A 13,884-nucleotide genomic window follows, 5' to 3' on the forward strand; every position below is an offset into this window, starting at 1 on the left:
TCATTCGCTGTCAAGTTGCGAAAATAACTTGATGCAGTCGGCGCGCGTCATTTCTTTGCGGCCGTCTCCGGCAAAGGCAAACCCGTCTGGCTTTTGATCTATGAAGATCTCATTCTTCAGTTCAAACCCGTTTGGATCGTCAAAAAGCCCCACCGGTATTTCGGTGCCACCGGACCACTCATTGTCCGCTGTCACCCGGTAGAAAAGGCCGGTGCCACACTTTGTGCACCACGCCCGCTCTGCCCATTCCGAACTTTGGATGCGGCCGATGTGCTCAGCCCCCTCCCACGTGATCGTGTCCGTTGGAATGGTAACCCCCATCAGCGCCAAACCCGTCCAGCGGCGACATTGCTCACAATGGCAAATCCCCGCACTGGATGGCACCTTGTCAGACACAAACCGAACAGCACCGCACAGGCACTTGCCGGTCTTGCGTGATGTGGTTTCAGTTTGCGCCATTAGGTCAACACCTCTGCATTATTTACATTTCCCCGCATTTTTTGGCACCTCCGCGATACAGTCAAAATACCGACGTGATACCGACACCCGGTTTTGGCCGGGTGCCACGGGTCGTTAAGGATTATTCTGCGGCCACAGCCTGCTTTGTGGCCAACTTCTCGATGATGGCATCAGCACAGTCGCGCCCGTCTTTGATGGCCCAAACCACCAACGACGCACCGCGCACGATGTCGCCAACCGCATAGACACCCTCAAGATCAGTCGCGCCGGTGGTGAACTGCGCTTTGACAGTGCCCCAACGTGTCACTTCCAACTCTGGCTGGTCCCACAAAGTTGGCAGGTCTTCGGGCTCAAAGCCCAGCGCCTTGATCACAAGATCAGCCTTTTCAACATAGTCTGCGCCTTCGATCACCTCGGGGCTCTGACGACCGGATGCATCGGGCTGACCAAGGCGCATCTTCTGCACCATCACGCCATCGACCTGCTCGCCACCAGTGAAGCCTTTAGGGGCAGAAAGCCACACAAATTCAACACCTTCTTCCTCGGCGTTCTGTGTCTCCCGTTGAGACCCCGGCATATTGGCTTTGTCACGACGGTACAGGCATTTCACGCTGTCCGCGCCTTGACGGATCGCGGTGCGCACACAGTCCATCGCCGTGTCCCCTCCGCCAATCACCACAACCTTCTTGCCTTCAGCATTCAACTCACCGCTTTCGATCTCCGGCACGGTGTCGCCAAAGTTCAAACGGTTGGATGCGGTCAGATAGTCAATTGCTTTGACGATGCCTGCAGCACCTGCGCCCGGACCCTGCAAATCTCGGCTTTTATAGACACCGGTCGCAAGGATCACCGCGTCATGTGTCTCGCGGATCTCTTGAAAAGAGATGTCTTCACCCACATTACAGTTCAGCCTGAAGGTCACGCCACCGTCTTCCAACAGCTTGTTGCGGCGCATAACCACTTCTTTTTCAAGCTTAAACCCGGGAATACCATAGGTCAGCAAGCCACCGGCACGGTCGTAGCGATCATAGATCGTCACCTGAAAGCCTGCGCGGCGTAGGCGATCCGCTGCGGCCAAACCACCCGGACCTGCACCAATGATTCCGATGCTTTCGCTGCGTTCCTGCCCCGGCACCAACGCCTCGACCCAGCCTTTTTCCCAAGCGGTGTCAGTGATGTATTTTTCCACGGCGCCAATGGTGACAGTTTCATGGCCAGACTGTTCGATCACACAGTTGCCTTCACACAGGCGGTCCTGCGGACAGATACGGCCACAGATTTCAGGGAACGTGTTGGTCGCTTGGCTCAGCTGATAGGCTTCTTTGAGGCGGCCCGTAGCCGTCATATTCAGCCAATCAGGAATGTTGTTGTGCAATGGGCAGTGGCTTTGGCAATACGGCACGCCACATTGACTGCACCGGCTCGCCTGCTCCTCAGCCTTCGCTTTAGCGAACTCTGCATAGATTTCATTGAAATCTTCTTTGCGTACCGTCGCATCACGCTTCTCGGGCATGTCACGGTCTACGGTCACAAATTTCAACATAGGTTGCTTGGCCACGGGTAGCTGCCTCCAGATTTTTCCAGTTCGGAGTGTCTAATTAATAATCACAGGAGATAAAAGTAAGTTGTGCTGACCTATATTTGAGTTTTTTGGTCATTTCGACCACAAAATGCAAATTTTCTCGCATTTTTAGGTCCGATTCGGTATTAAATTCCGTATTCCCCTTGAATCATTGGCCACTTATACGTGAGTCGTCCAACACAAGGCCGCTCCTATTATGGCACTTTTTCATATACTTTTGGTGGCAATCCTACAGGGCCTCACCGAATTCCTCCCAGTGAGCTCCTCTGGGCACCTGATTCTGCTGTCGCAGGTCACGCCATTGCCAGATCAAGGCCTCGCTATTGATGTAGCCGCACATGTCGGTACGCTGGCTGCGGTGGTCATCTATTTTTGGCAAGACGTACGCGTCGCACTGCTTGGTCTGCCACGCATGCTCACCGGCCGCATCGATACGCCCGGCGCACGCTTGGCTTTCTTGCTGATCATAGCCACCCTCCCGGTCATTGTACTCGGACTGATCTTTAAACTCACCGGCCTTGCGGACGCCCTGCGCTCCATCGCTGTGATCGGGTGGACTATGATTGGATTTGGTCTTGTCCTTTGGTGGTCGGATCGCAAGGGATCACAAACAAAGACTGCACAAGACTGGTCTATAAGCGAAGCATGGAAACTAGGCCTATGGCAAGCCGTCGCCCTGATCCCGGGCACGTCTCGCTCTGGGATCACCATCACTGGCGCACGTATGCTCGGCTATGCTCGCCATGATGCCGCAAAACTAGCAATGTTGATGTCGATACCAACAATCATTGCTAGCGGCGCGTTGCTGTCCATTGATGTTGCCCAACAAGCGGATTGGCAAACCGCAAAGGACAGCGCATTCGCGGCTGTGTTTTCCTTCGCTGCCGCCCTGATCGCGCTCAGCTTAATGATGCGCTTGTTGCGCTCGGTCAGCTTCACGCCATACGTCATCTACCGCGTGATATTGGGCCTAATTCTTTTGGTCATTGCCTACAGCTAAAACAAAAAAGCGCCGCAAAACCAGCGGCGCTTTTCAGATGTCGTCGTCAGCAATTTAAGCCAGCGACTTAACCCGTGAAGACAGGCGGGACATTTTACGTGCCGCTGTGTTCTTGTGATAAACACCTTTGGTCACGCCGCGCATCAGTTCAGGCTGAGCAGAGCGCAAAGCAGCAGTTGCCGCTTCCTTGTCGCCGGATGCGATCGCTTCTTCAACTTTACGCAGTTCGGTGCGGATGCGGGAGCGACGGGCTTTGTTAACTTCGAGGCGACGCTCGTTCTGACGTGCGCGCTTCTTTGCTTGGGGCGAATTTGCCATGATCTTTTACCTTCAGGTTCGGTACGGTTGAATGCGTGCAATGTCCCGAACGGGCTTCTCCTGTTTCAGAGAATCAGATCAAGCCAGAGCGGGCTACACGCGCATGTATGACGGTGTTCTATAGAGCTTCCAGCGGGATATGCAATGGAAATCCGACATCTGCCGCATCGGCAGAAACCGCCGAACAGCTGCGCTGCAAAAACAAACCCCAGCACCAAAGTCCATCAGTCGTCTGCATCGCGCTTTGGGCGACGCATTGCTTGGCTCACACGCAAACTCCCTGGAGAAATCCCACGAGATCTCGTCCGCAATACCGGCGTCTGCTCAGATGTCCCACCCATCGCTTCGCGCGCAATAATGAACAGACCGCTTGCAACAATGATAGCTGCGCCGAGTAGAGTTGCGACATCTGGTGTTTCATCAAATAACAAAACGCCAAAAAGCACAGCCCAGATGATCTGAGAATATTGCATCGGAGCCACCAAAGCAGCTTCTCCCAACGTGTAAGAAACCACCATCAAGAGCGTTGCCACAAACCCAAACAGCGCAACAATTGCAAAACCCGCAAGATCCTCAAGTTCAACCGGAACGTACACAAAAGCCATGACCACCGACATTGTCGCGACACTTATCAAGAGCGGGTAGAGCATCAGGACAACCCGGCGTTCCTCTCGACCGATTTTTCGCACGATCACCGACTGTAGCGCAGCCGCGCTTGCCGCTAAGAGTGCCGAAAAGTGTCCACCACTGAGTGACGTTGCCCCAGGTCGCACGACAATAAGGACACCGCAAAGCCCGACAACGACGGCCAAAATTCTGAATATACCCACCTTCTCTCCCAAAATTGGGATCGACAGAATTGTGATTAGTAGGGGAGCTGAAAAAAGCAGCGCATATACCTGTGCCAAAGGTAGTGTGGAAAATGCATAAAACGCAGCTGTTGGAGACACAACAACACAAAGTGATCGCAATGCAACCCACCAAGGATGAACAGGGCGCAGGTTTCCGTATGTCGGATCACGCACCAGCATAAGAGTGATCAACGGAAAGCTAAACAGCGACGAAAAGAACACGATCTGAAATGGTGTAAACGTCGATCCAAGATTTTTCACGACGACATCGTGCGTCGAATAGATCGCGAACGCGAGCAATGCAAGCAAGGTTGCTTTGAGGTTCATGGGGCTGTCTCCGCGTCTAATTACGCTAGCGTCTATGTGACATGCGTGGCTTCAAAAATAAAGCAATGCACGTGTCTTGTTTAGAAGTAACTACGTACCAAGCTTCCTGCAATCAAACTCCATCCATCAGCGATCACAAAGAATGAGAGTTTGAAAGGCAGAGACACAATGGCCGGTGGAACCATCATCATACCCATCGACATAAGCACTGCCGCAACAACCAAGTCGATGATCAGGAATGGCAAGAAAATCAGGAAACCAATCTGAAACGCGCGCGCGATTTCAGACAGCATGAAGCTGGGCACAAGAACCGACAAAGGCGATTCAGGCCCTGGCGCAGTTTCAACAGTGTCAGGCCGCAATGAAGCCAAATGCATATAGGTGTCAGGATCCAAGCGTGACGCCATAAAAATGCGAAACGGTTCTGCGGTGCGCTGAAACGCTGTTTCTAGGTCAATCAGCTCGTTCAGAAGAGGATCAACGCCAGTCGTCCAAGCCTGCATGAACACAGGTTCCATCACATAGTACGTCAGGAACATCGCTAAAGAGACCATCATCATGTTTGGCGGCGACTGTTGCAGACCAATGGCCTGCCGCAGTATCGACAACACCGTCACAATGAACGGGAAACACGTCACCATGATAGCGATGCCCGGCGCCAAGCTTAGGACGGTGATCAGAAGAAAGATTTGAATACTGCGCGCTGAAAGCGACCCATCATCACCCAATGACAAGGCTAGGTCCTGAGCGGCCGCGGGGCCCACAGAAACAATTGTCAGGATGAGAAAGGCAGCGGCAAAATGCACCGCTTTGGTCATCACAGACCGCTTTCGAACTCGGCTACTTCGGTCAGTCTCACAGCGAGTTGACCCTCTTGACCACCTTCCATTTCTTCCAATTCACCACGCGCGATGAGCTTGTCGCCAACATACAATTCGACCGGATCATCTACCCGCTTGTCCAGAGCAAGAACAGAATTCTCATTCATGTTCAACAGATCACCAATCAATGGACGGGCTTTGCCGACCGAGATCGTGATCTCAACAGGAACAGATGTAAAAGGGTTAGAAGAATCGGTTTTCATGATTGGATCAGCCATTCTGGGCCTCCTTGCGGGTTTCATGTGTGAACGCAGTTAAAGCTGTTGCAACAGCCTCAAGAACTTCGCTCATGTCTAGAAGACGTTCGCGTTCTGCGAACTCAAATCGTATTTGTCCTTCTCCGAGCTTTTCATCTCGCACCACTTCCACCGGGAATTGCGGATCCTCTGGGAGGACATCAATAACGGGCTGATAAGCATCAGGCGCAGCAGACAACACCACTGGAGTTGAACTGTTTTCTCTAATGATTTCATTTAGCTGTTCGACTGCCACCACGCCCACCGCCTGTTTTGCCAATTCAGGAAGAACCGTCATGACCGCCCGTTCCACAGTCGGTGCCAAGTCTGCGACAATCGCTTCTCTGGCTTCATGGTACGTGAAAGAAAGGTCTTGTAATTTGCGGGACAACTCAGCGGAGACACTCGCGTGCTCTTCGGATTTTGCGCTGATCGCATCGTCCCAACCAGCCTTGTAACCTTGCTCAAAACTGGCAAGCAGATCGTCCTCGCTGGCGCTTTCAGCTTCAACGGGTGCCGGTTGCGTTTCTTTTATGCCACCGAAATCCTCAAACAGATGGGAAACTGACATTAGACGCGCTCCTCTTGGTCATCCAACCAATGGCGCAAAATCTCTACGGTCTCTTCTTTGCGATCGCTAATGAGCGACCGCAGGCGGTCTGCAGCATCCGATTGCGACATGCCACCATCGCCCATCGCCATGCCACCCAGAGCAGGAAGGTCGCCAACTTCCCCTCCCATATCTCCGATGGCCATAGGCATGCTCATCATGTCATCGTCATCCATGCCTCCCATCATAGGTGACATCGCGGGGAAGCCATCACCATCGTCCAGACCAGGCAACATTGGGGCGTCAGGCAAGTCATTCAATTCGCCAGTCTTGCTTCCACTGAGCAGAGGGCGAATGACAAAGAGGCCCAATACCAATGCCACAATAGCCAAAACAGCCGTTTGGATGATGGACATCAAGTCAAGAGACATCCCCTGAAGCACAGATGAGTCAGCAGAGGTACCTTGAGGTAGTATCGGCTGAAACATCATAGATTTCAGAGTTATCACGTCACCACGCGTTTCATCAAATCCCACGGCCGAAGCAACCAATTCCCGCAAGGCCTCCATTTCTTCGTCAGAACGTGGCGTCATCACGGTTTCGCCCAATTCGTTTTCTGTCGGTGTACCGTTAACCAGCACGGCGACTGTCATACGACGAACAGCGCCGGGTTCCCGCAACACCTCCCTCTGTGTTTCAGACACCTCATAGTTGATTCTCTCACGTGTTTCGCGGTTTTGGTTGGTTGAACCCTGCCCCTCCGCGGCATCGCCATCCGGTAGATTGGACGCAACGGTCACCTGTCCGTTGGCATTTTGAGAATCAGTGCTGCGCTCTTCCGTATCGGTACTGATCGCTACACGGCTCGAAGGGTCAAAAATCCGCTCTGTAATAGATTCAGTTTCTGTCACGGTCTCAATGCTGACCTCTACTACAGAGTTTCCGGGTCCCACACGTGCCTCGAGCAGCCGCCGCACAGCAAGCCGTGTTTCTTCTTCTCTGTTTTCGCCAACTTTGGTTGTTGTTTCTTCAGCGGTTCCAACGAGACCACCGCTTCCATCAATGACGGCAACATCTTCAGGCGACAGGCCCGGCACAGCTGATGCAACGAGGAAGCGAAGAGCTTGCGCGTGTTTGGTAGGCAGATCGCCCGCAGCAGTGGTAATTGACACCGACGCTGAGGGCTTAATTTGACGTTGAAATGGATTAGATGAGGCGTTGGCAATGTGTACACGTGCTTGATTGATCAACGGGCTGACAACAATTGTCCGAGCCAACTCGCCTTCCTTTGCGCGCCAATATGCAGCGTCAAACATTTGCGACGTGGTCCCAAATCCCGAAAGCGAATCGAGAAGTTCATAACCCTGCGTTGTGTTGGCAGGCAGACCTTCACTGGCCAAGGTCATCCGCAACTCGTCGCGGGCGGCAGAAGCTACATAAATTGATCCACCACGAACCTCGTAGACAGCGCCACGTTGCTCCAATGCACGCACCACCTCCCCTGCCGAGCCGCTCTCCAAACCACTATAAAGCAGAGACATTCCTGGTTTTGTCGCAACTCGCCCCAAGGACAAAACAATTGCAAACATCGCAACGGTCGCCAACACGACAATGACCTTCCGCCGCGAATCCAACCCTGTCCACATATTCAATATCTGTTGCACGTTTTTTTGCTCCGTGATGCCGCACTTTCTGCACGACCTTCAGCAACTGTTTCTCTCAACAGGCTTAACAATCGGTTAGTTTCTGTGTGGTTGAAGTTGCAGGAACAAAGAATTTGGAACCTGCCATGACTGACGAAACTGTCGAGACAGATGAAACGCCCAAAAAGGCGTCAAAACTCCCTTTAATCATAGGGATCGTACTGGCTTTGGCCGGCGGCGGCGGCGGCTTCTTTGCTGTCTACTCTGGGATGATTCTAGGAAGCGATTCTGCGTCATTAGAAGAAGAAACTGTAGCGCCGAAAACATCAGACCCACTCCCAGATGTTTCGTATGTCGGCTTAGATCCATTTGTGGTGTCCCTCACGTCAGGTGGCGGTGCGGATTATCTTCGATTTCGTGCACAGCTTGAGGTTCCGAGCGACCACCAAGAGGAGGTTGAGCGTGTGCTCCCTCGGGTTGTTGATGTCCTGAACGGGTATCTTCGCGCACTGAGCACAGCCGACATTGAATCGCCAGATGCGCTCGTGAAACTTCGCTCACAGATGCTGAGACGCGTACAAATTGTGACCGGGCAAGAACGTGTATCTGACCTACTGGTCATGGAATTTGTACTGAACTAAGGGAAACAGAGATGAACTTAATCGCAGATATTTTGCTTGTCGCTGGTGCCCTGGGCGCTGGAATCTATTGTTTTGTTCTTGCCCGTCGCTTGAGCAAATTCAACGACTTAGAAGCAGGTGTTGGCGGCGCTGTCGCGGTTCTTTCAGCACAAGTCGACGACATGACCCGGACACTGAAGGTCGCGCAACAGACAGCGGGGAAATCCACACAAAGGTTGGAAGCACTCACTCAACGTGCTGAAGGTGTTTCCAAACGTTTGGAACTGATGCTTGCCGCTATGCATGACTTGCCTGAAACTTCAGAAGTTGGTGTCGCCAATGCACAGGGGGAAGCTGCCGTGAGCGACCTGATGGCTGAAACATCGGCCCTCGCTTCTGATGACGCCGATCTAACTTCAGAAGCTGAAGAAGCCTTCGACGAAGAGTTTGTACAGGTAGCTTCAGAGGCTGACAGCAAAGAAAAACGGCGGCGTAAGGCCAAAAAGAAGGAAAAGCAGAAGGCAAAGCGCAAGGCTGCCAAAGAAGCGGCGTCAAAATCTTCCAGAAAGAAGAAATCTGCAAAACCTGAGCCTGAAGAATCTGCACCCAGCACGCCTGTCTTTACGCGCCACGTGGCCTAACCCGGAGCACTTTCGATGAAAAAGCCGCAAAAAGCCTCCCCTCCCCAAAATGCATCGCCCACGGTTCAACCTCGCGCAAAACCCAAAAAGAAGACCGCCAAAAAACGGGCAAGAGGCAGCCTGTTCATGATTGCCACATTTCTGATCGGCTCTGCGACGTTGCGGGTGGGTATCAGTGCCAACGAAGCCCTTGCGCGGGAAGAGCCACTTTTTGAAACGCCTGTGTCCGGAATGGTGGAACCTCAATCCTGCGAACCACCGGAGGACTTACGCGAACTGATGGCGGTGTTTGAAGAACGCGAAACGCGCATCGAACGCCGTGAAGCAGAAATCAAAAAGCGTTTGAAAGCCCTTGATGTGGCCGATGAGGAAGTAAACCGAAAATTAGCAGCCCTCAAAGGTGCCGAAGAACGTCTCCGTTCCTTGATTGCTATGGCCGAAACAGCTGCAGAAGACGATGTGACACAGCTGACGCAAGTGTACGAAACCATGAAACCGAAAAGCGTTGCAGCTTTGTTTGAAGAAATGGACCCGACTTTTGCCGCTGGCTTCATCGCCCGGATGAAACCCGAAGCTGCCGCAGGTGTCATGGCGGGCATGAATCCGGAAGCAGCGTATTCGATCAGCGTTATTTTGGCCGGTCGGAACGCAAATACGCCCACGGAATGAGACATTGTTAACCCGCGTCCGATTAGTGTCGCTTGGGAACGCAAATAGGAGTTTGGATCCATGATCAGCATTATCGGTATTGCTGTTGTTTTCATCATGGTCTTGGGTGGATACGCCTTGTCTGGCGGTAGCCTCGGACCAATCATGAAAGCCCTACCATTTGAGATGATCATCATTGGCGGATCAGGCGTGGGTGCATTTTTGCTTTCCAACGACGGTGCATCAGTGAAACACACTCTCAAGGACCTAGGAAAAGTTTTCAAAGGCCCGAAATGGAAGCCGAAAGACTACAGCGACCTTCTTTGCCTACTTTTTGAGTTGATCAGGCTTGCAAGGAAAAACCCTGTGGCAATCGAAGAACACATCGAAAACCCAACGGAATCGTCTATTTTCCTGCGCTACCCTAGAATCCAAGCTGACAAAGAAGCGGTTAATCTTATTTCCGACACCATGCGCTCGGCGTCCATGAACTACGATGACCCCCATCAGGTTGAAGAGGTTTTGGAGAAACGAATCGAAGCCAGTTTTCATCATTCCATGCATTCACCGCATGCCCTCCAGTCCTTGGCCGATGCGCTCCCTGCTTTGGGAATTGTTGCGGCCGTTCTGGGCGTTATCAAAACCATGGGCTCTATCGATCAACCACCAGAAGTGTTGGGAAAAATGATCGGTGGGGCACTGGTGGGAACCTTCCTTGGGGTTTTTCTAGCCTATGGCTTGGTCGGGCCCTTTGCCGCAAAGATTAAGAGCATCGTCGAAGAAGACGCACACTTTTATCAACTTATCCGTGAAGTCTTGATTGCGAACCTGCACAACCACTCTCCGAATATCTGCATCGAAGTGGGGCGCCAAAACACCCCTGCGCATAACCGCCCACAATTTTCCGAACTGGAAGAAGCTCTGGCAGAAGTAAAAAAGGACGCCGCATGAGATCCCTTTTCCTGGCTCTACCCTTTGTTGCGGTTGCTGCATCGGCCCATGCTCAGGACGTGTTGTTTCGGTCCGGGGAGCACGAAGACTTTACGCGGCTGGTCGCAACTTTGCCGACACCCGACACAGAATGGACCATCACAAAAAGTGGTCACAATACCTATCAGATTCATATTGATGGCGATAACCTAAATATGCGCACCAATAGGATCTTTGATCGAATTCCTAGGACGCGCTTGTCGAGCGTTGAAACGCATTCTGAGAATGGAACTGTGGAGCTGACATTGTCTTGCGCCTGTCGGGTTGTTTCAATTCCATACAATGAGCGGTATGTGATTTTTGATATCCGCGAGGGGCAGCCAATTGAGCCAGAGGAAGTTCCGCAAATTCCTCTGTCATTTGGCGAAGCAGTGCCGTCCAATAGCGCAGAACGTATCTTTCGTTTTTCTGCATTGGAGGCGACAAAACCCGTTACTTTGGCGCCAATGCCAAAGGCTGAAGTCTCTCTCAAGCCTGATTTTTCTGGTCTTCTTGCACTCGAAAATTTTGTGACTCGTAATGTACAAGTGACAACGTTGCGGCAGGATTTGATCAAACAAGTAGATCGCGCGGCAACTCAGGATCTTCTCGAAGCGCAAACTGCACTAAGCGAGACAAGGCCGGCAAAAGAGCCTTCCCTAGAACTGGCATCAGTTGAACAATTCAAGACGCCTGGCGAGCCTGTTCTGAAGCGTGATCACGTCCCCCCTCAAGCAGCTAAAGGTTTGGAAGGGCAGGATCTCAACATTGTTGCATATAACGTCATCGATGAAGTTGGGCGTGACATAGCCGCGATCTTGAACGGCCAAATTCCTCGTGGAGGTTGCTTGCCGAATTCCGCCGTCAATATCGCCGACTGGAGCGGGACGGAATCTTTCTCCAAAGAGTTGGCTCGCTTGCGGAGAAAACTAGTCGGCGAATTTGATCGAACAAATGACGCCGCGCTTGTTGAACTTGCGAAACTCTATATTCACTACACGTTTGGTGCCGAAGCCCGTCAGGTTTTGGAGCTTCTACCCGACACCGGTGCAAATCAGATTCTGATGACAATGGCTCATCTTGTAGATGGCGACACACTGGACGATGCCGAAAACGCCTTTGCGCACCAAGGCCATTGCTCTGGACATGTTTCGCTTTGGGCAGCGTTGTCCGATCAGACGCTAACGGGCGACAGTGCCGCCTTGGGTGCAATGGATGCACTGGCAACTTTGCCACGCCATCTTCGCGAACATCTCGGTCCCAAACTCAGCAACAAATTTGTTGAACAAGGTAACACTGAGAGCGCGACTTTAGTACTGAACGCCATCGAACGTTCTAGCCCAAAGCTGGATGCGAGTTATGAATTCGCTCAAGCGACTTTGGACGCAGAGCTGGGCAATACCGAAGAAGCCGAACAAACACTTTCCGAGATCGCATCTCAGAATTCTGACATGGCAACGGTTGCTGTGGTTGAACTCATCAGTTCACACCTGAAGCAAGATTTACCGCCGTCGGCAGATACCATTTCTCTTGTTGGCGCGCTTGCGGTGGAACACAAAGCGGGGGCCATGGGACCTTCACTGCGTCGCGCCCATGCTTTGGCACGAATGTTGACTGGAGAGTTTGAACCTGCGTTCAACGTAGTCAAAGATATCGAAAAGCACGATGGTGTTGAAGCGTCAGCAGAAGTACGCGATTTGGTCGCTCAGGCCATGATTGAGAATGCAACCGATTTCGATGTTCTTAAGTCAACCCTAGATCAAAACCTTGCGGAACCGGGAAAGATCAAGCCTGATACAGCACTGATCCTAGCACACAAACTCTTTGACCTTGGCTTCGTGGGCGAGACACGTCGCCTGTTGCAAGCCGCCCAAAACGCACATGAAAACGATAAGAAGCGAATTCTTAAGGCCCGTGTGGCGCTCGCAGACTCGTTGCCCAGGCGCGCCGAGGCAGAGTTAATGGGCCTCGACACTCCGGAGGCTGACCGACTACGTGCTGAAGCGCGATCAAAAGCGGGTGACCATGAAGTTGCCGCACAGATTCTGACAAATTTGGGTGATCTTGCAAATGCGGAAACCGAAAGTTGGCTAGGCGGCAATCTGCAAGCTCTCGCAACTTCAGAAACAGAAGTTTATCGTCAAGCGTCCGAACTGTTTCGAAACGACGGAACAAGCACACCGTCGGGTGAAGAAACTGAAGCGCGGGTAACTCAGGGCATGTTAGAAAGCAACAGAAGCCTGCTTGAAGAAAGCTCCGAAAGCAGGGGGATTTTAGGCAACCTTTTGGATTGGCATAGTCTTTCCGATCCTTCGTCTTAACCACGCTTACTAAATGTAAAGGAACGACCGATAGCTTGGGCCTCGAACTGGGGCAGAAAGCTATCGGTATGAAAAAACAGAATGTTTTCAAAACATTATTGAGTTGCTCGTGCGACTCACTTCGGAACTATTTAACGCGTGCATTTCGCGTTGTCTCTGCGGTTATCTTTACAAACTCAGCATCTGCCAACACAAACAACGCGGGAACATGTGACCGCGTTGCGCGGATCGTAGCGAACGAAACCGGCGTACCTACAAATGTGTTGTTGGCTATCACCAGAACAGAAACCGGGCGCAACAAGAATGGTGTGCTTTCCCCTTGGCCTTGGACGGTTAACATGGACGGCAAAGGTGTTTGGTTCAACTCACAGCAAGAAGCGCTAAACTACGCTCTAAGCCATTTCAAAGCTGGTGCGCGTAGCTTTGATATCGGATGCTTTCAACTCAATTATCGTTGGCATGGACAACATTTCAACGACATTGCCCATATGTTTGATCCGACTTCAAACGCAAGATATGCAGCGGAGTTTTTGTCTAGCCTCTATGCTGAAACAACGAATTGGGATGATGCAGCGGCGGCATATCACTCTCGTACGCCCAAATACGCAGACAAATATAAGACACGCTTCAAACGGATCATGGCCAATCTGCCCGACGCTGGGTCGATGCCTTTGTCCTCACCGACACCGGCCAAACCCTTGTTGCGCACAGCAAAAGTTGAACACGTAAACAATTTCCCATTGCTACAACATGGTCAGAGCGCAGGTGCATTGGGCTCACTGGTCCCTCGTACTTCCGGTACGACGCGCCCGTTTTTGGGAAATGGAGGCTGATCCGT

The 13,884-nt window shown here is 52.1% G+C and carries 15 protein-coding genes; 7 read left to right on the plus strand and 8 right to left on the minus strand.

Annotation, left to right across the window (positions count from 1 at the left end; all coding sequences use genetic code 11):
* Both ABWV47_RS09990 and ABWV47_RS09995 read right to left on the minus strand, forming a co-directional pair.
* Positions 1–459 carry a GFA family protein gene (locus ABWV47_RS09990; protein ID WP_353311284.1) on the minus strand — a complete coding sequence of 153 codons (459 nt, stop codon included), beginning with the start codon at positions 457–459 and terminating at the stop codon, positions 1–3.
* A gap of 121 nt (positions 460–580) precedes the next feature.
* The gene (locus tag ABWV47_RS09995; protein ID WP_353311286.1) at positions 581–2,017 is read right to left on the minus strand and encodes an NAD(P)-dependent oxidoreductase; all 1,437 of its coding nucleotides are present in this window, start codon (positions 2,015–2,017) and stop codon (positions 581–583) included.
* 220 nt (positions 2,018–2,237) lie between these two features.
* Here ABWV47_RS09995 and ABWV47_RS10000 point away from each other — a divergent pair, with 220 nt between their 5' ends.
* Positions 2,238–3,041, plus strand: coding sequence for an undecaprenyl-diphosphate phosphatase (locus tag ABWV47_RS10000; protein ID WP_353311288.1), 804 nt, complete (start codon positions 2,238–2,240; stop codon positions 3,039–3,041).
* A gap of 54 nt (positions 3,042–3,095) precedes the next feature.
* On the opposite strand, the gene rpsT is transcribed toward ABWV47_RS10000, so the two are convergent.
* The 6 genes from rpsT to fliF form a co-directional block, all read right to left on the minus strand.
* A complete protein-coding gene (rpsT, locus tag ABWV47_RS10005; RefSeq protein WP_353311290.1) occupies positions 3,096–3,359 on the minus strand; it encodes a 30S ribosomal protein S20 in 264 nt (87 codons plus the stop codon).
* A 224-nt stretch (positions 3,360–3,583) separates the two neighbouring features.
* Entirely contained in the window at positions 3,584–4,537 is a 954-nt protein-coding gene (locus ABWV47_RS10010) for a DMT family transporter (protein WP_353311292.1), read from the minus strand.
* A gap of 80 nt (positions 4,538–4,617) precedes the next feature.
* Complete coding sequence (gene fliP, locus ABWV47_RS10015) at positions 4,618–5,355, minus strand: flagellar type III secretion system pore protein FliP (RefSeq protein ID WP_353311294.1); 738 nt, start codon at positions 5,353–5,355, stop codon at positions 4,618–4,620.
* Positions 5,355–5,636 (minus strand): FliM/FliN family flagellar motor switch protein, encoded by a 282-nt coding sequence (locus ABWV47_RS10020; RefSeq protein ID WP_353311296.1) that lies wholly within the window; start codon positions 5,634–5,636, stop codon positions 5,355–5,357. The genes fliP and ABWV47_RS10020 overlap by 1 nt, the downstream gene beginning before the upstream one ends.
* On the minus strand, positions 5,629–6,225 hold the full coding sequence (locus ABWV47_RS10025; RefSeq protein WP_353311298.1) for a FliH/SctL family protein: 597 nt from the start codon (positions 6,223–6,225) through the stop codon (positions 5,629–5,631). Before ABWV47_RS10025 ends, ABWV47_RS10020 begins: the two co-directional genes overlap by 8 nt.
* Complete coding sequence (gene fliF, locus ABWV47_RS10030) at positions 6,225–7,850, minus strand: flagellar basal-body MS-ring/collar protein FliF (RefSeq protein WP_422063205.1); 1,626 nt, start codon at positions 7,848–7,850, stop codon at positions 6,225–6,227. The genes ABWV47_RS10025 and fliF overlap by 1 nt, the downstream gene beginning before the upstream one ends.
* 143 nt (positions 7,851–7,993) lie before the next feature.
* On the opposite strand from fliF, the gene ABWV47_RS10035 reads away from it, so the two are divergent.
* The 6 genes from ABWV47_RS10035 (at position 7,994) to ABWV47_RS10060 (ending at position 13,879) form a co-directional block, all read left to right on the plus strand.
* Entirely contained in the window at positions 7,994–8,488 is a 495-nt protein-coding gene (locus tag ABWV47_RS10035) for a flagellar basal body-associated FliL family protein (RefSeq protein ID WP_353311302.1), read from the plus strand.
* 11 nt (positions 8,489–8,499) lie between these two features.
* Positions 8,500–9,108: a hypothetical protein gene (locus ABWV47_RS21050; RefSeq protein WP_502959694.1), complete on the plus strand. Its 609-nt coding sequence runs from the start codon at positions 8,500–8,502 to the stop codon at positions 9,106–9,108.
* Between the two features lie 126 nt (positions 9,109–9,234).
* The gene (locus ABWV47_RS10045) at positions 9,235–9,777 is read left to right on the plus strand and encodes a MotE family protein (RefSeq protein ID WP_353311304.1); all 543 of its coding nucleotides are present in this window, start codon (positions 9,235–9,237) and stop codon (positions 9,775–9,777) included.
* 60 nt (positions 9,778–9,837) lie between these two features.
* Entirely contained in the window at positions 9,838–10,707 is an 870-nt protein-coding gene (motA, locus tag ABWV47_RS10050; protein ID WP_353311306.1) for a flagellar motor stator protein MotA, read from the plus strand.
* The gene (locus tag ABWV47_RS10055) at positions 10,704–13,046 is read left to right on the plus strand and encodes a hypothetical protein (RefSeq protein WP_353311308.1); all 2,343 of its coding nucleotides are present in this window, start codon (positions 10,704–10,706) and stop codon (positions 13,044–13,046) included. Before motA ends, ABWV47_RS10055 begins: the two co-directional genes overlap by 4 nt.
* 35 nt (positions 13,047–13,081) lie before the next feature.
* Positions 13,082–13,879 carry a transglycosylase SLT domain-containing protein gene (locus ABWV47_RS10060; protein WP_353311310.1) on the plus strand — a complete coding sequence of 266 codons (798 nt, stop codon included), beginning with the start codon at positions 13,082–13,084 and terminating at the stop codon, positions 13,877–13,879.
* Positions 13,880–13,884: the final 5 nt, after the last annotated feature.

It is taken from the genome of Shimia sp. NS0008-38b (assembly GCF_040370365.1).
Lineage (GTDB): Bacteria > Pseudomonadota > Alphaproteobacteria > Rhodobacterales > Rhodobacteraceae > Shimia.